The sequence below is a fragment of the Streptomyces sp. B5E4 genome (assembly GCF_039871555.1).
Lineage (GTDB): Bacteria > Actinomycetota > Actinomycetes > Streptomycetales > Streptomycetaceae > Streptomyces.
Genome location: NZ_JBDPMI010000004.1, coordinates 241946 through 259312, shown reverse-complemented (window position 1 = coordinate 259312; position 17367 = coordinate 241946). Strand labels below are relative to the sequence as shown.

General features: G+C 72.7%; 13 protein-coding genes. 7 read left to right on the top strand and 6 right to left on the bottom strand.

Translation table 11 applies throughout. The annotated features are described in order from the left end of the window. Position 1: 1 nt before the first annotated feature. The 3 genes from ABGA99_RS08250 to ABGA99_RS08240 are packed head-to-tail and all read right to left on the bottom strand — an operon-like array spanning position 2 to position 4694. Complete coding sequence (locus tag ABGA99_RS08250; protein ID WP_347582415.1) at positions 2-952, bottom strand: hydroxymethylglutaryl-CoA lyase; 951 nt, start codon at positions 950-952, stop codon at positions 2-4. Beyond that, the gene (locus ABGA99_RS08245) at positions 949-3039 is read right to left on the bottom strand and encodes a biotin carboxylase N-terminal domain-containing protein (protein WP_347582414.1); all 2091 of its coding nucleotides are present in this window, start codon (positions 3037-3039) and stop codon (positions 949-951) included. The genes ABGA99_RS08250 and ABGA99_RS08245 overlap by 4 nt, the downstream gene beginning before the upstream one ends. A 14-nt stretch (positions 3040-3053) precedes the next feature. After that, complete coding sequence (locus ABGA99_RS08240; RefSeq protein ID WP_347582413.1) at positions 3054-4694, bottom strand: carboxyl transferase domain-containing protein; 1641 nt, start codon at positions 4692-4694, stop codon at positions 3054-3056. 122 nt (positions 4695-4816) lie between these two features. Between ABGA99_RS08240 and ABGA99_RS08235 the strand changes: the two genes are divergently transcribed. The 3 genes from ABGA99_RS08235 to ABGA99_RS08225 all read left to right on the top strand — a co-directional run bounded on the left by ABGA99_RS08235 (position 4817) and on the right by ABGA99_RS08225 (position 7599). Next, the gene (locus tag ABGA99_RS08235; RefSeq protein ID WP_347576653.1) at positions 4817-5416 is read left to right on the top strand and encodes a TetR/AcrR family transcriptional regulator; all 600 of its coding nucleotides are present in this window, start codon (positions 4817-4819) and stop codon (positions 5414-5416) included. 107 nt (positions 5417-5523) lie between these two features. After that, positions 5524-6681 carry an acyl-CoA dehydrogenase family protein gene (locus tag ABGA99_RS08230; protein ID WP_347576652.1) on the top strand — a complete coding sequence of 386 codons (1158 nt, stop codon included), beginning with the start codon at positions 5524-5526 and terminating at the stop codon, positions 6679-6681. A 27-nt stretch (positions 6682-6708) separates the two neighbouring features. Further along, complete coding sequence (locus ABGA99_RS08225; RefSeq protein WP_347576651.1) at positions 6709-7599, top strand: acyl-CoA thioesterase II; 891 nt, start codon at positions 6709-6711, stop codon at positions 7597-7599. 63 nt (positions 7600-7662) lie between these two features. Here the strand turns inward: ABGA99_RS08225 and ABGA99_RS08220 are convergent, their stop codons facing one another. Then, positions 7663-8484 carry a phosphatase gene (locus ABGA99_RS08220; RefSeq protein ID WP_347576650.1) on the bottom strand — a complete coding sequence of 274 codons (822 nt, stop codon included), beginning with the start codon at positions 8482-8484 and terminating at the stop codon, positions 7663-7665. Positions 8485-8575: 91 nt separating this feature from the next. Here ABGA99_RS08220 and speB point away from each other — a divergent pair, with 91 nt between their 5' ends. After that, the gene (gene speB, locus ABGA99_RS08215; protein ID WP_347576649.1) at positions 8576-9562 is read left to right on the top strand and encodes an agmatinase; all 987 of its coding nucleotides are present in this window, start codon (positions 8576-8578) and stop codon (positions 9560-9562) included. An 88-nt stretch (positions 9563-9650) separates the two neighbouring features. Here speB and ABGA99_RS08210 read toward each other — a convergent pair whose 3' ends face one another. Further along, the gene (locus ABGA99_RS08210) at positions 9651-10553 is read right to left on the bottom strand and encodes a helix-turn-helix transcriptional regulator (protein WP_347576648.1); all 903 of its coding nucleotides are present in this window, start codon (positions 10551-10553) and stop codon (positions 9651-9653) included. 84 nt (positions 10554-10637) lie between these two features. Then, entirely contained in the window at positions 10638-10898 is a 261-nt protein-coding gene (locus ABGA99_RS08205) for a DUF397 domain-containing protein (protein ID WP_347582412.1), read from the bottom strand. Positions 10899-11048: 150 nt separating this feature from the next. Between ABGA99_RS08205 and ABGA99_RS08200 the strand changes: the two genes are divergently transcribed. From ABGA99_RS08200 to ABGA99_RS08190, 3 genes are all read left to right on the top strand, one after another. Next, positions 11049-11597 (top strand): ATP-binding protein, encoded by a 549-nt coding sequence (locus tag ABGA99_RS08200; RefSeq protein ID WP_347576647.1) that lies wholly within the window; start codon positions 11049-11051, stop codon positions 11595-11597. Positions 11598-11841: 244 nt separating this feature from the next. Beyond that, a complete protein-coding gene (locus ABGA99_RS08195) occupies positions 11842-15615 on the top strand; it encodes an ABC transporter ATP-binding protein (RefSeq protein WP_347582448.1) in 3774 nt (1257 codons plus the stop codon). A gap of 264 nt (positions 15616-15879) precedes the next feature. Beyond that, entirely contained in the window at positions 15880-17292 is a 1413-nt protein-coding gene (locus ABGA99_RS08190; protein ID WP_347582411.1) for a S28 family serine protease, read from the top strand. Positions 17293-17367: the final 75 nt, after the last annotated feature.

The window sequence follows — 17367 nt, the reverse complement described above, 5'->3', positions numbered from 1 at the left end:
GTCACTCCTTGTGGGAGAGGGCGGTCACGGTGCGGGACGGGCTCGGGCGGCCGAGGCGGCCGGCCATCCAGACGCTGGTGGCGACGAGCGCGTCGAGGTCGACGCCGGTCTCGACGCCGAGCCCCTGCAGCATCCACACGAGGTCTTCGGTGGCGAGGTTGCCGGTCGCGCTCCCGGCGAACGGGCAGCCGCCGAGGCCGCCTGCGGAGGCGTCCACGGTGGTGACGCCGTGCTGCAGCGCGGCGAGGGTGTTGGCCAGGGCCTGGCCGTACGTGTCGTGAAAGTGGACGCCGAGGCGGTCGACGGGGATGCCGTCCGCCGTGAGTGCGTCGAGCAGCGCCGAGACATGGCCGGGGGTGGCGACGCCGATGGTGTCGCCGAGGCTCAGCTCGTCGCAGCCCATGCCGGCCAGCGCGCGGGCGGTGCGTACCACCTGATCGAGGGGGACGGGGCCCTCCCAGGGATCGCCGAAGCACATCGAGAGATAGCCGCGGACGTGCAGACCGTCCGCCTTGGCCCGGGCGACGACCGGGGCGAACATCGCGAGCGACTCGTCGACGGTGCGGTTGAGGTTGCGGCGGGCGAAGGTCTCGGTGGCGCTGGCGAAGACGGCGACGCGGCGGGCACCGAGGGCGGTGGCGCGCTCCAGCCCGCGGATGTTGGGGACGAGGACGGGGAGGTCGACGCCGCCCGCGGCGGTCAGGCCGGCGAGGCGGGGGTACAGATCCTCGGCGTCGGCGAGCTGGGGGACCCACTTGGGGTGCACGAAGCTGGTCGCCTCGACGGTGGTGAGACCGGCGGCGGCGAGGCGGTGCACGAACGCGGCCTTGACGTCGGTGGGGACGGTGGCCTTCTCGTTCTGCAGGCCGTCGCGGGGGCCGACTTCGTGAATACGGACCCGGGCGGGCAGCCCGGCGGCGGGCACGCGCATGGGGAGGGGCCGGGGGGTCATCGCAGATCCTCCTGTTCGCCGTCCGATCCATCGCCCGATCCATCGTCCGGTACGCCGCCCGGCACGTCGTCCGGTACCACGAGGGCGAGGACCTGATCCATGGCCACGGTCCCGCCGGCGACGACATCCAGCTCGGTGACGGTGCCGGCGTGCGGGGCGGCGATGACGTGCTCCATCTTCATCGCCTCGACGACGAGCAGACTCTGCCCGGCGGCGACCCGGTCGCCCACGGCGGCCTTGACGACGGTCACGGTCCCGGGCATGGGCGCGGTGAGCGCGTCGGCCCCGGCGACGAGGGCACCGCCGCGGAGGGCGGCGTCGACGGGGTCGTGGTCGTGGAGATGCCAGACGTCGCCGTCGCGGCCGAGCCAGATCCCGCCGGGGGAGGCGGCGAAGCTGAACCGGTGGGTGACGCCGTCGAGTTCGAAGGTGACGGAGCCGCTTTCGCTCTGCCGGAGGCCGGCTCGTACCGGCGCCGCGTCGTCCCCCGTGCAGACCTCCGCCGCCGGCGTCAGACCCCGGATGCGTACCTCCACCGGATCCCGGCCCGCCCCGCGGAACCACCGCGTCGTCCACGCCGGCGGGCCGCCCGGGCGCCAGCCCGAGGGGTCCGCGAACGGGTCCGCCCAGCCGTCCGGGCCCGCCGGGCGGCGGGACGCCGACTCCAGCGCCGACTGCGCCAGCAGGGCCGCCGCCGTGTACGCCTCCGGCGGCACCGGGGCCGGCGCCAGGCCTGCTCCGGTGCGGTCCACCAGGCCCGTGTCCAGGTCGCCCGACGCCACCGCCGGGTGCGCCAGCAGCCGCCGCAGGAAGCCCGTGTTCGTGTCCAGGCCCAGCACCACCGTGTCCGCCAGCGCCGCCCGCAGCCGCCGCAGCGCCGCGGCCCGGTCCGGGCCCCACGCGACGACCTTCGCCAGCATCGGGTCGTACGCCGTGCCGACCTCCGTGCCCTTAAGGAGCCCCGAGTCGACCCGCACGCCCGGCCCCGACGGCTCGCGCAGCAGCCGGACCCGGCCCGCCGACGGCAGGAAGTCGACGCGCTCGCCGTCCTCCGCGACCCGCGCCGTCTCCGCGTAGATCCGCGCCTCCACCGCGTGCCCCTTCAGCGGCACATCCGCGGAGGTGAACGTCAGTTGCTCACCCGCGGCCACCCGGAGCTGCCACTCCACCAGGTCGAGACCCGTCACCAGCTCCGTGACCGGATGCTCGACCTGCAGCCGCGTGTTCATCTCCATGAAGTAGTACGCGACCGGCCCTCCGCCGCCGCCCGGCACGATGAACTCCACCGTCCCCGCGCCCGCGTACCCGCACGACCGCGCCGCCTCCACCGCCGCCGCGCCCATCGCCGCCCGCGTCGCCTCGTCCAGCAGCGGCGACGGCGCCTCCTCGACGATCTTCTGGTGCCGGCGCTGCAGTGAGCACTCCCGCTCCGCGAGGTGGACCACGTTGCCGTGGCCGTCCGCCAGCACCTGGATCTCGATGTGCCGCGGCCGGTCGATCCACCGCTCCACCAGGAGCGTGTCGTCGCCGAACGAGCCCCGCGCCTCGCGCCGCGCCCCCGCGATCTCGTCGGCCAGCGCGCCCTCGTCCCGTACGAGCCGCATGCCCTTGCCGCCGCCGCCCGCCGAGGGCTTCAGCAGCACGGGCAGGCCGATCTTCCGCGCCGCCGCCGCCAGTTCCCCGTCCGACAGGCCGCTGCCCGTCGAGCCCGGCACCACCGGCACGCCCGCCGCCCGTACCGTCTCCTTGGCGCGGATCTTGTCGCCCATCAGCTCGATCGCGTCCGCCGGCGGGCCGACGAAGACCAGCCCGGCCGCCACGCACGCACGCGCGAACTCCGCGTTCTCGGCGAGGAACCCGTACCCCGGGTGCACCGCCTCCGCGCCTGCCTCGCGTGCCGCGCGCAGCAGCTCGCCGGCCGACAGATAGCTCTCGATCCGCACCGCCGTGTCCGCCTCGCGCACATGCCGCGCGTCCGCGTCCGCGTCGGTGAACACCGCCGCGGAGCGGATGCCGAGCGCCCGCAGCGTACGGATGACCCGTACCGCGATCTCACCCCGGTTGGCCAGCAGAACCGTCTCGAACATCGCCACCCTCCCCCTCACATCCGGAAGACGCCGAAGCCCTGCGCCGCGCCGTCCCTGGCGGGCAGCGGCGCGTGGGCGCAGGCGGTCAGCGCGAGCCCGAGCACCCGGCGGGTGTCCAGCGGGTCGATGACGCCGTCGTCCCACAGGCGGGCCGTCGCGTAGTAGGCGTTGCCCTGCGTCTCGTACTGCTCGCGGACGGGCGCCTTGAACTCCGTCTCCTCCTCCGCCGACCACTCCTCGCCGCGCGCCTCCAACTGGTCGCGCTTGACGGTCGCGAGGACGGACGCGGCCTGCTCGCCACCCATGACGGCGATCTTCGCGTTGGGCCACATCCACAGGAAGCGGGGGGAGTAGGCCCGGCCGCACATCGAGTAGTTCCCGGCCCCGTACGAGCCGCCGATGACGACGGTCAGCTTCGGCACCCGGGTGCAGGCCACGGCGGTCACCATCTTGGCACCGTGCTTGGCGATGCCGCCGGCCTCGTAGCTGCGGCCGACCATGAAGCCCGAGATATTCTGCAGGAAGAGCAGCGGGATGCCGCGCTGGTCGCACAGCTCGATGAAGTGGGCGCCCTTCTGGGCGGACTCGGAGAAGAGGATGCCGTTGTTGGCGACGATGCCGACGGCGTGGCCGTGGATGCGGGCGAAGCCGGTGACGAGCGTCGTGCCGTACTCGGCCTTGAACTCCTGGAAGCGCGAGCCGTCGACCACCCGCGCGATGACCTCGCGCACGTCGTACGGCGTCCGCGAGTCGACCGGCACGACGCCGTAGAGGCCGGCGGGGTCGTGCTTGGGCTCCTGCGCGGCGCGTACGGACCAGGGGGGCGGGCCGGGTTCGGGGAGGGTGTCGACGATGCCGCGGACGATGCGCAGCGCGTGCGGGTCGTCCTCGGCGAGGTGGTCGGTGACGCCGGAGGTGCGCGCGTGCACCTCGCCGCCGCCCAGTTCCTCGGCGGTGACGACCTCGCCGGTGGCGGCCTTCACCAGGGGCGGGCCGCCGAGGAAGATCGTGCCCTGGTCGCGGACGATGACGGCCTCGTCGCTCATCGCCGGGACGTATGCGCCGCCCGCGGTGCAGGAGCCGAGGACGGCGGCGATCTGCGGGATGCCGGCGCCGGACATGCGGGCCTGGTTGTAGAAGATCCGGCCGAAGTGCTCGCGGTCGGGGAAGACCTCGTCCTGCATGGGCAGGAAGGCGCCGCCGGAGTCCACGAGGTAGACGCAGGGCAGCCGGTTCTCCAGGGCGATCTCCTGGGCGCGCAGGTGCTTCTTGACCGTCATCGGGTAGTACGTGCCGCCCTTGACGGTGGCGTCGTTGGCGATGACGACGCAGGCCCGGCCGCTGACCCGGCCGATGCCGGCGATGACGCCGGCGGCCGGCGCGGCGCCGCCGTACATCCCCTCGGCGGCGAGCGGGGCCAGCTCCAGGAACGGCGAACCGGGGTCGAGCAGGCCGTCGACGCGGTCGCGGGGGAGCAGCTTGCCGCGGGCGGTGTGCCGGGCGCGGGCCTTCTCGCCGCCGCCGGCGCGGGCGGCGGCGAGCTTGTCGTACAGCTCGTCGGCGAGCGCGCGGTGCGCCGCCTCGTTGGTCCGCCAGGCGTCGCCGGCCGGGCCGGCGGGGTCCGCGGCGGTCGTCAGCACGGGTGCGTGGTCCACGGGGGCGCGCCCTTCCCTAGATGAGCCCGTACGGCCGTACGAGCCGACAAGCAGGTTAGCTGTCGTTAACGCCGTGTGCCCAAGGTTAACGCTCACTAACCGGGCTGTCTACAATGGACCGCATGAGCACCGAGGCCCCCGCCCCCACCCGGCGCGAGCAGATCCTGAAGGAGGCCGCGCGCCTCTTCGCGGACCGCGGCTTCCATGGGGTCGGCGTGGACGAGATAGGCGCGGCGGTCGGCATCAGCGGCCCGGGTCTGTACCGGCACTTCGCGGGCAAGGACGCCATGCTCGCGGAGCTGCTGGTCGGCATCAGCGAGCGGCTGCTGGAGGCCGGCCGCGCGCGGGCGGCGGTGCGCGGGGCGGGCCCGGACGCGCCGCTGGACGCGCTGATCAGCGGGCACATCGACTTCGCGCTGGACGACCGCCCGCTGATCACCCTGCACGACCGCGAGCTGGACCGGCTGCGTGACGAGGACCGCAAGCTGGTGCGCCAGTTGCAGCGGCAGTACGTCGAGCTGTGGGTCGACGTCGTACGGGAGGTCTACCCGGCCCTGACCGAGGGCGCGGCCCGTACCGCGGTCCACGCGGTCTTCGGCCTCCTCAACTCCACCCCCCACCTCGGCGCCCGCGGCACCCTCCCGGACCGCGCCGCCACCGCCGCGCTCCTCCACCGGCTGGCCCGGGGCGCCTTCGCGGCGGCCCCGCAGCCGGAGCTGTGACCGCCGCCGCACGGGCGCGGCCTGGACAGCCGTGGTGACCCGCAGGTAACTTCGACGGCGAGGTGCTGAGCAAGCGCTTAGTCGGAGCTGGCCGGGAGGCGAGGACCATGCGGCGGACGGTGTTCAACGAGGACCACGAGGCGTTCCGCGAGACCATCCGGGACTTCATCGCCGCCGAGGTCGTGCCGTACTACCCCGACTGGATGGAAGCCGGCGCCGTCCCCCGCGAGCTGTACAAGAAGCTCGGAGAGCTCGGGGTCTTCGGCATCGAGGTGCCCGAGGAGTACGGCGGGGCCGGGGAGCACAGCTTCAAGTTCAACGCCGTCATCAGCGAGGAGTGCGCCCGCGCCGGCGTCTCCTTCGGCGGCTCCTCCGTCCACACCGCCCTCTGCCTGCCGTACCTGCTCAAGTACGGCAGCGAGGAGCAGAAGCGCCGCTGGCTGCCCGCCTTCGTCTCCGGCGACATGATGACCGCCATCGCCATGACCGAGCCCGGCACCGGCTCCGACCTCGCGGGCATGAAGACCACCGCGAAGCTCTCCGCCGACGGCACGCACTACGTGCTCAACGGCGCCAAGACCTTCATCACCGGCGGCGTCCAGGCCGACCGCGTCCTGGTCTGCGCCCGCACCGCCCCGCCGACCCCCGAGGACCGCCGCGGCGGCATCTCCATCCTCGTCGTCGACACCTCCTCCGCCGGCTACGCCGTGGGGCGCAAGCTCGACAAGCTGGGGCTGAAGTCCTCCGACACCGCCGAGCTGAGCTTCACCGATGTCAAGGTGCCCGTCGCCGACCTGCTCGGCGAGGAGGGCAAGGCGTTCACGTACCTGACCCACAACCTCCCGCAGGAGCGCCTCGGCATCGCCGTCGGCGCGTACGCCCAGGCGGCCGCGGCCGTGCGGTTCGCGGTGGAGTACGTCAAGGAGCGCACGGTCTTCGGCCGGACGGTGGCGGAGTTCCAGAACACCAAGTTCGTCCTCGCCGACTGCAAGGCCGAGGTCGACGCCATGGAGGCGTACGTCGACCGCGCGCTGGACGCGCACGACGCCGGCGACCTGAGCGTCGCCGACGCCGCCGCCGTCAAGCTCTTCTGCACCGAGCGCGCCGCCGTCGTCATCGACAAGTGCCTGCAACTGCACGGCGGCTACGGCTACATGCACGAGTACCCCATCGCCCGCCTCTACGCCGACACCCGCGTCACCCGCATCTACGGCGGCACCAGCGAGGTCATGCGCTCCATCGTCGCCAAGTCGATGGGCCTGTAGGGCCGCGGGCTCTGCGAGACTCGCCCCATGGACGACGCCGCCCTCACCGAACTGGTCGACCTGCTGGACCTGGAGCAGATCGAACAGGACATCTACCGCGGCCACTCCCGCGCCGCCGTCGTTCCGCGGGTCTTCGGCGGGCAGGTCGCCGCGCAGGCGCTGGTCGCCGCCGGCCGCACCGTGCCCGCCGACCGGCCGCCGCACTCGCTGCACGCCTACTTCCTGCGCCCCGGCGACCCCGGCGCGCCCCTCGTCTACACCGTCGACCGCATCCGCGACGGCCGCTCCTTCGCCACCCGCCGCGTCGTCGCCGTCCAGCACGGCCAGCCGATCTTCCACCTGTCCGCGTCGTTCCAGCTCCACGAGGAGGGCCTGGAGCACCAGGTGCCCATGCCGCCGGCGCCCGACCCCGAGACGCTGCCCACCGCCGAGGAGGCGCTGCCGCGCTACGCCGTCAACTTCCGCGACCCCGCCCTCGCGCGCCGGCTGCTGGAGGCACGCGCCGCGGTCGACCTGCGGTACGTCGAGCCGCCGCCGTGGGGCGGCGAGGCCGGGGTGCCGCGGGAGCCGCGCTCGCAGGTGTGGTTCCGTACCAACGGCAAGCTCGCCGGTGCCATCGACACCCCGCTGCTGCACGTCTGCCTGATGACGTACGTCTCGGACATGACCCTGCTCGACTCCGTGCTGCTCGCGCACGGCCGCGGCGGCTGGGCCGTCGGCGACGTCGTGGGCGCGAGCCTGGACCACGCGATGTGGTTCCACCGGCCGTTCCGCGCGGACGAGTGGCTGCTGTACGACCAGGAGTCGCCGACGTCGCAGGGCGGGCGCGGGCTGAGCACGGGGCGGATCTTCACCCGCGACGGGCGGCTGGCGGCGTCGGTGATCCAGGAGGGCGTGATCCGCGTCCCGCGGACCTGACGGCCGTACGGGACCGGGCCCCCCTCGCCCCTACGCAGCCGCCACATATCCGGGCCCGGCCCGCTACTGCGGCTCCAGCCCCGCCGCCGCCAGCAGGTACGCCGTCATCAGCGGGTACGCCCCCGGATCCGCGACGTGGTCGTCCAGCGGCACCGCCACCGCGAGGGTGCCCTCCGCCTCGCCGAGGAACAGCGCCGGGTCGTTGCAGTCCGCGTACCCCACCGCGTGCACGCCGCGCTGCGCCGCGCCGCCCGCCCAGCCGTGGTCGGCGACCACCAGGTCGGGCAGCGGCTCGCCGGCCCGCTCCAGCGCGTCGAGGATCTGCCGCACGGGCTGCGGCGCGTGCGTGTGCCACAGCGTCGCGCCCCGCTCCAGCACGGCCACGTCGCAGAACTGCTGGACGTTGCCGTACGTGCCGTCGTCGCCCTCGCCGGTCCGCAGCCCGGGCGGCACCGTGACGATGTCGCAGCCCGCCGCGCGCAGCGCCGCCGCCGTCCTGCTGTGCACCTCCAGCAGCCCGCCGGGGTGGCCGGTCGCCACAAGCACCCGGTGCCCGCCCTCGGCGGCCTTGCGCAGCTCGGCCGCCATCCGGTCCAGGCCGTCCACGGTCAGCTCGGGGTCGATCCGGTCCTGGCCGTGGGTGTGCGCGGGGTCGGCGACGACGCCGACGCGCTCGGCCATGACGGCCAGCACGTCGCGCTCGTCGGACCAGCGGTCGCCGAGGTCGAGACCGAGCCAGAAGCGCAGGTTGCCCTGGCTCAGCTCGCGGTAGTGGCGCAGGTTTCCCTCGCGGGGCGTGGCGACGTCGCCCGCGATCCGGGTGCGTACGAGGTGGTCGACGAGGGCGGGGCGGCTGGGTGCGTCAGGCAGGGACATGAGGGCCATGGTGTCATTGTCACCCGGACACATGTACGGGGGCGCAAGTGTCCACTCTGTACAGCGGCCACCGCGCTGCCCTGCGCTTATCGTCGAAGACATGAGCAGCACCGGCACCCCCCGCGGCCCCGTCGACTCCTCCCGCGTCCCGCGCTACGCGGGCCCCGCCACCTTCGCCCGGCTGCCCCGCCTGGACGAGGTGGGGCGTACGGACGTCGCCGTCGTCGGCGTCCCCTTCGACAGCGGCGTCTCCTACCGTCCCGGCGCCCGCTTCGGCGGCAACGCGATCCGCGAGGCGTCCCGGCTGCTGCGCCCGTACAACCCGGCGCAGGACGCCGCGCCCTTCGCGCTGGCCCAGGTCGCGGACGCGGGGGACATCGCCGTCAACCCGTTCGACATCGGCGAGGCGGTGGCCACCGTCGAGGGCGCGGCCGACGAGCTGCTGGCCACCGGCGCCCGGCTGATGACCCTCGGCGGCGACCACACCATCGCGCTGCCGCTGCTGCGTGCGGTCGCCCGCCGGCACGGGCCGGTCGCACTGCTGCACTTCGACGCGCACCTGGACACCTGGGACACCTACTTCGGCGCCGCGTACACCCACGGCACGCCGTTCCGGCGCGCGGTGGAGGAGGGCGTGGTCGACACCGCGGCGCTCTCGCACGTCGGCATCCGCGGCCCGCTCTACGGGCGCAAGGACCTGGACGACGACGAGAAGATGGGCTTCGGCATCGTCACCTCGGCGGACGTGATGCGCCGCGGCGTGGACGAGGTCACCGACCAGCTCCGGCAGCGGATCGGGGACCGGCCGCTGTACGTGTCCGTCGACATCGACGTCCTGGACCCGGCGCACGCCCCGGGCACCGGCACCCCGGAGGCCGGCGGGCTCACCTCGCGTGAGCTGCTGGAGATCCTGCGCGGGCTGGCGGGCTGCCGGCTGGTCTCCGCGGACCTGGTGGAGGTGGCGCCGGCGTACGACCACGCGGAGATGACGTCGGTGGCGGCGTCGCACACGGCGTACGAGCTGACGACGCTGATGGCACGGCAGATCGCCGGTGAGCGGGACGGGGACGGGAGCGCGGCGGACTAGAGCACGACGGATCAGGCGCCGCCGCGCCTGATCCTCTGAATGCTGTGTGCGCAACCCTGCCGGGCGTGCCGTAAGCGCCGGGAGTCCGTCAGAACTCGTCGGCCAGCCGCTCCAGTATCCGCATGCTCCCCGCATGCGTTTCGGCAGTGGCGCAGAGCCGGTCCATGACCAGCTTGTAGTTCTCCACCTCGTCCGGCTTGTCCAGGTAGAGCGCGCTGGTGAGCTGCTCCAGATAGACGACGTCGGGCAGGTCGGGCTCGGTGAAGCGCATGATGTGTATCGGCCCGCCGGCCGCCGCGAGGCCGCCGATGTCGAAGGGCGCGATCTGGATGGTGATGTTCTTCCGGGTGCCCATCTCCAGCAGGTGCCTGACCTGGCCCCGCATGACATCCGACCCGCCGAGGGGACGGCGCAGCGCGGCCTCGTCCACGACGACCCACAGCTTCGGCGCGTCCGGCCGGTCCAGCACCTGCTGGCGGCGCAGCCGCACGTCGACCTTGCGCTGGATCTCCTGCTCGGGTGCGCCGGCATTGGCCAGCAGCGTGACGGCGCGGGCGTAGTCCGCGGTCTGCAGCAGCCCGGGAACGAACTGGACCTGGTAGTTACGGATCAGCCCCGCGGCCTCTTCGAGGCCGAGCAGCGTCTCGAACCAGCCCGGCAGCACGTCGCCGTACTTCTGCCACCAGCCCGGGGAGCTGGCGCGGCGGGCGAGGGCCAGGAACTCGGAGCGCTCCTGCTCGTCCGTGACGCCGTAGAGGCTGAGGAGGTCGGAGACGTCGCGCTCCTTGTACCCCACGCGGCCGAGCTCCAGACGGCTGATCTTGGCGTGCGACGCCCGGATCGCATCACCGGCCGCCTCACGGGAGACGCCGGCGGCCTCCCGGAGCCGACGCAGGTGTGTGCCCAGCAGGATGCGAAGGACCGTGGGTCCTCCATGCTGCTGAGAGAGTGCCCTGCGTACCGATGACGTCTGCTCCGGTGACGCTGACATCTGGCCTGCCCCTGTCCCGCGGTGTGGTGATTCGACCGCTCAGTCTCTCACTGTGGAGGGTTTGGTGTACAGCTACTACGGGGTTCAACCGGGGCCCCGCGCCGCGCTGTTGACGATCAGATCGTCGAACTGGCCGTCCTTCGCGCCGAGGAGGAAGGCGGTGATCTCCGCCTGTGTGTAGATGAGGGCCGGTCCGCCCGGATCACGTGAGTTGCGCATCGCGATGTCCCCTCCGGGGAGCCCGGCGACCTCCACGCACTCGCCGTTCGGGTTGCTGAAGCGGCTCTTCCGCCAGGTGATTCCGGCCAGTTGATCCGCCGGTACACCGTTCATGACCTGCTCCATCCTGTCTCCTTCTGTGATCGCGACTCCAATGTACGTGCACCTGTTCTTGCGAATGAAATTGCATCCGTACTTGCAGCGGCAAGTGCACATCGATCACTATGGCATCGCAACCTGTTTCATCAACGTGCACGTGAGACTGGGGAGTTGGAGATGTCCGCACCGGCTGAAGGGTGGGTGACCGCCTCCGAGTTCGCAGCGTGCACGCTCGAGGACGACCCCCGGTCGATATCCATCGCCCGTAACGTCGCCCGGGCGACGCTCCGCGGCTGGCAGTTGGAGGACCTGGTCGACGACGTCGCCTCGGTCGCCTCCGAGCTGGTGGCCAATGCGCTGCGGCACGGTCTCTGCGAACCGTCCTGGAGCCAGGCCCCCCACCCCGTCGTCCTCAGCCTGCTGCGCCGCGGCTCGGAAGTGGTGTGCGCGGTCTTCGACCCCGGGACCGGGGTCCCGCGGGTGTGCGTCGCCGACCCCTTCGCGGAGTCCGGCCGCGGGATGCAGATCGTGGAGTCCCTCAGTGACAGCTGGGGCTGGAGCGAGCCGGGCCCCTACGGCAAGGCCGTCTGGGCCCGCTTCTCCGAGGGCGGCAGAGCCGCGGCCCCGGCGGAGGAACACGGGGTCGAACAGCCCCTCACCCGGTTGCTGGTACTCGTCGAGGTGCTCACCGGCAGCAGCCCGCCCCAGTTGCAGGCAGTGGCCTGACCTGCGCCCGCGCGCCCGCGGCCGGCCGCGGGCAACATTCCGTACGCACCCGAGAAACAAAATCCGGCGCCCGTAGGTTGTGGATCCTGGACCAGGACCATCGACACTGAGGCGGAGGCGGCCGGTGGCGGAACCATCGGGGAAGATCCCTGCGGCACGGACCCCATCGGACGAGACCCCGGCCGAGCGGACACCTTCGCCAAGCCCACCCGAGGGCTGGGCGCGGCGGCTCGTCCGGCACTGTCTGCGCTATCGCCGCAACGTCCTGCTCTCCCTCGGCGCCTCCCTCGCCGGGATGGGCATCATGGCCCTCGTCCCGCTCATCCCCAAGCTGATCATCGACGACGTGATCGTCTCCGGCGACCGGGCGCTCGCGCCCCTGGCCGCCCTCATGGTCCTCGCCGCCCTCGCGGTCTACGGCCTCACCTATGTCCGGCGCTACTACGGCGGCCGGCTCGCCCTCGACGTGCAGCACGACCTGCGCACCGAGATGTACGACGCGATCGTCCGGCTCGACGGCCGCCGCCAGGACGAGCTGTCCACCGGCCAGGTCGTCGGCCGCGGCACCACCGACTTGCAGCTCGTCCAGGGCCTGCTCTTCATGATCCCGATGATGATCGGCAACGTGCTGCTGTTCGCGGTCTCCCTGGTCGTCATGATCGTGCTGTCCCCGACGCTCACCCTCGTCGCCCTCGGCGTCGCCCCCGCCCTGTGGTGGATAGCCAACCGCAGCCGCACCCGCCTCTTCCCCGCCACCTGGTACGCCCAGCAGCAGGCCGGCACCGTCGCCTCCGTCGTGGACGGCGCCGTCGGCGGCGTCCGCGTCGTCAAGGGCTTCGGCCAGGAGCGGCAGGAGACCGGCAAGCTCCGCGCCATCAGCCGCAAGCTCTACGCGGCCCGGCTGCGCACCGTCCGCATGAACGCCCGCTACACCCCCGCCCTGCAGGCCGTCCCCTCCCTCGGCCAGGTCGGCATGCTCGCGCTCGGCGGCTGGATGGCCACCCGCGGGCAGATCACCCTCGGCACCTTCGTCGCCTTCTCCACCTATCTCGCGCAGCTCGTCGGCCCGGTCCGGATGCTCGCGATGATGCTCACCGTCGGGCAGCAGGCCCGCGCGGGCGTGGAGCGGGTCTACGAGCTGATCGACACCGAGCCGGAGCTGTCCGACCGGCCCGGCGCCCGTGAACTGCCGGCCGACGCCCCCGCCGACGTCGAGTTCGACGCCGTGTCCTTCGGCTACGACCCCGGGCATCCGGTGCTCGACCGGCTGACGCTGCGCGTCGAGCCCGGCGAGACGATGGCCGTCGTCGGTGCCTCCGGCAGCGGCAAGTCGACGCTGTCGATGCTGATACCCCGCTACTACGACGTCGCACCGGACGGCGGTGCCGTCCGCATCGGCGGCCACGACGTACGCGACCTCACGCTGCCCTCCCTGCGGGCGGCCATCGGGCTCGTGCCCGAGAACAGCTTCCTGTTCTCCGAGTCCATCCGTGACAACATCGCCTACGGCAAGCCCGACGCCACCGACGAGGAGATCCGCGCCGCCGCCCGCGCCGCGCAGGCCGACGGCTTCATCACCGCGATGGGCAACGGAGCCGCTCCCGGCGACGACGAGGACGCCGGGGACGGCGGCCCGGGCGCCGGCCTCCCGGCGGGTTACGACACCGTCGTCGGCGAGCAGGGCATGACCCTCTCCGGCGGCCAGCGCCAGCGCATCGCGCTGGCCCGCGCGATCCTCACCGACCCCCGGCTGCTGCTCCTGGACGACGCCACCTCCGCGGTCGACGCCCGCGTCGAGCACGAGATCCACGAGGCGCTCCGAAGCGTCATGGCCGGCCGCACCACTCTGCTCATCGCGCACCGCCAGTCCACCCTGGCGCTCGCCGACCGCATCGCCGTCCTCGACGGCGGCAGGCTGGTCGACGTCGGCACCCACGAGGAACTGCAGGCCCGCTGCCCGCTCTACCGCCGGCTGCTGACCGACCCGGACGAGCTGGCGGACCGCGAGCGCGACCCCGCGGGACAGGTCGCCGCCGACACCCACGCCAGCGTCGACGGGGTCACCCCCGACCTGTGGGTGCGCAAGGAGACCGGGGAGAAGAGCGCCGAGGGAGGCGGCAACTCCACTGCCTCCGCCGGCGACCCCTCCGGCTTCGCGGGCATGCTCGCCGGCTCGCCCGGGAGCCCCGAGCTGCTGGCCAAGGTCGCCGCCCTGCCGCCCGCCACCGACGCCCCCGATGTGAACGAGGACCAGGCCGAGGCCCCGGAGGTCTCGTACGGCCTGCGCCGGCTGCTGCGCGGCTTCGGCGCGCCGCTCGCCGTCGCCCTGCTCTTCGTCGCCGGTGACGCGGTCGCCGGCCTGCTGCTGCCCGTCCTCATCCGGCACGGCATCGACGACGGCGTCCAGCAGCTCTCCCTCGGCGCCGTGTGGACGGCCTCGGGTCTCGCGCTCGCCGTCGTGCTCGGCCAGTGGGCCGCCCAGATCGGTGCCACCCGGCTCACCGGCCGCACCGGCGAGCGCGTGCTCTACGCCCTGCGCGTCAAGATCTTCGCCCAGCTCCAGCGGCTCGGGCTCGACTACTACGAGCGCCATCTGACCGGCAAGATCATGACCCGGATGACCACGGACGTGGACGCCCTGTCCACGTTCCTGCAGACCGGACTGGTCACCGCGGTCGTCTCGCTGCTCACCTTCTTCGGCATCCTGGTCGCGCTGCTGGTCATCGACCTCCAGCTCGCCGTGATCGTCTTCACCACCCTGCCGCCGCTGATCGTCGGCACGTTCTTCTTCCGGCGGCAGAGCGTCAAGGCGTACGAGCTGGCGCGCGAGCGCGTCAGCGTCGTCAACGGCGACCTGCAGGAGTCGGTCGCCGGGCTGCGCATCGTGCAGGCTTTCCGCCGCGAGGACGGCGGCGCCGCCCGGTTCGCCGAGCGCAGCGACGGCTACCGCCGGGCCCGGGTACGCGGCCAGTGGCTCATCTCCGTCTACTTCCCGTTCGTGCAGCTCCTCGCCTCCTTCGCCACCGTCGGCGTGCTGTGGGTCGGTTCCGACCGGGTGGCCGCGGGGACGCTCACCGCGGGCGCGCTCGTCGCGTACCTGCTGTACATCGATCTGTTCTTCGCCCCCGTGCAGCAGCTCTCCCAGGTCTTCGACGGCTACCAGCAGGCGGCCGTCGCGCTCGGCCGCATCCGGGAACTCCTGCACGAGAAGCCGTCCACGCCGCTGCCCGCGAAGCCGCGGCCGGTCGGGCGACTGAGCGGTGAGATCGCCTTCGACGACGTGCACTTCGCGTACGAAGGGCAGGCCGAGGGCGCCGCGGAGGCGGCGCTGACCGGGCTCGATCTGACGATCCCGGCCGGGCAGACCGTCGCGTTCGTCGGCGAGACCGGCGCCGGCAAGTCCACGCTGGTCAAGCTCGCCGCCCGGTTCTACGACCCGACCCGCGGCGCGGTCCGCGTCGACGGCACCGACCTGCGCGAGCTCGACCTCACCGGCTACCGCCACCGCCTCGGCGTCGTCCCGCAGGAGTCCTACCTCTTCTCCGGCACCGTGCGCGACGCCATCGCCTACGGGCGCCCCGACGCCTCCGACGCCCGGGTCGAGGCCGCCGCGCGGGCCGTCGGCGCCCACGACATGATCGCCTCGCTGCCCGGCGGCTACCTCCACGACGTCGCCGAGCGGGGCCGCAACCTCTCCGCGGGCCAGCGCCAGCTCATCGCCCTGGCCCGCGCCGAGCTGGTCGACCCCGACATCCTGCTCCTCGACGAGGCCACCGCCGCGCTCGACCTCGCCACCGAGGCCGCGGTCAACAGCGCCACGGACCGTCTCGCGGGCCGCCGCACGACCCTCGTCGTCGCCCACCGGCTGACGACGGCGGCCCGCGCCGACCGCGTCGTGGTCCTCGACCACGGCCGCGTCGCCGAGGACGGGACGCACGAGGAACTGCTCGCCCACGGCGGCCGGTACGCGGAACTGTGGCGGACCTACGCGGGCTCGGTGGAACCCGCGGCGGCGTAGCCGTAGCCGATGGCGCCGGCCCCATGGACGAGGGAGCCGGCGCCGCAGCCGGCGAAACCGCCGACGCAGCTCGCGGAATCCCCCCGGGCTGTTCTGCACCATCGCTCGGCCCTGCCTTCCTGCCCCCGACATCACATTCCGCTACTCAGAGTAATCGATGCAGCGCAATGTGTGGAAAGTTTTCCACAGGGGGCTCGGCGTTCTTCTCCGGCGTGGCCAACGCGGCTAGGTTCCGAGGGTCATTTGTGAACCCGGGGAGGGAAGATGCGCAGGAAGCTCGGATGGCTGCTGAGTCTGGCCGTGCTCACCGGCACGGTGGGGCTGGGCAGTTCGCCGGTCGGTGCCGCCACCGCGGACGAGGCCGACATCAAGGACCGGCTCCTCTCGATCAAGGGCATGAGCCTGATCGAGGAGAAGCCGGTCGACGGCTACCGCTACTTCGTTTTGAACTACACACAGCCCGTCGACCACCGGAAGCCGCAGGGCCGGACCTTCCAGCAGCGGATCACCGTGCTGCACAAGGACACCGACCGGCCCACGGTCTTCTCCACCGGCGGCTACAACGTGTCCACGACGCCGTCCCGCAGCGAGCCCACGCAGATCGTGGACGGCAACCAGGTCTCGATGGAGTACCGGTTCTTCACCCCGTCCCGGCCCGACCCCGCGGACTGGAAGAAGCTCGACATCTGGCAGGCCGCCAGCGACCAGCACCGCATCTTCGGCGCGCTGAATGACATCTACGACGAGAACTGGCTGGCCACCGGCGGCAGCAAGGGCGGCATGACCGCCACGTACTACGAGCGCTTCTACCCGCGTGACATGGACGGCATCGTCGCCTACGTCGCGCCGAACGACGTGGTGAACGACGAGGACGCGGCCTACGACCGGTTCTTCGAGCGGGTCGGGACGAAGGAGTGCCGGGACGCGCTCAACGCCGTGCAGCGCGAGGCGCTGGTCCGGCGGGACGCGCTGTCGGAGAAGTACGCGGCGTGGGCCGCGGGGTCGGGCGCGACCTTCACCACAATCGGCAGCCTGGACAAGGCGTTCGAGGCGACCGTCCTCGACCTCGTGTGGGGCTTCTGGCAGTACAGCTCGGCCGCCGACTGCGCCGACGTGCCGGACGCCGCCACCGTCTCCGACCAGGAGCTGTACGACTACGTCGACGCCATCGCCGGCTGGTCCTTCTACACCGACCAGGGGCTCGCGCCGTACACGCCGTACTACTACCAGGCGGGCACCGAGCTGGGCGCGCCCACCATCCGGCTGCCGCACGTGAAGGACCTGAGCCGCTACGGCTACCTGCCGCCGCGGAACTTCGTGCCGCGCGACATCGACATGCGCTTCAAGCCGTCGGTGATGAACGACGTCGACAAGTGGGTGCGCAAGAACGCCGACCAGATGCTCTTCGTCTACGGCGAGAACGACCCGTGGGGCGCCGAGCCGTTCCGCCTCGGTAAGGGCGCGCATGACTCGTACGTCTACACCGCGCCCGGTGCGAACCACGGTGCCCGGGTCAGTCAGCTCCCGGACGAGCAGCGCGCCCACGCCACCGAGCGGATCCTCGACTGGGCCGGTGTCGAGGCCGGCACCGCGAAGGCGAAGCCGCTGGCCGCGTACGACAGCGGGCTGGACAAGGTGACGAAGAAGGAGCTGCGGGAGCAGTCGCTCCGGCCGTGAGCCGGGTCCGCTGAGCCGCACGAAGCCGCGCCCGCGGGTGTCACCGCCCGCGGGCGCGGCCGTGCGCCCGGGACG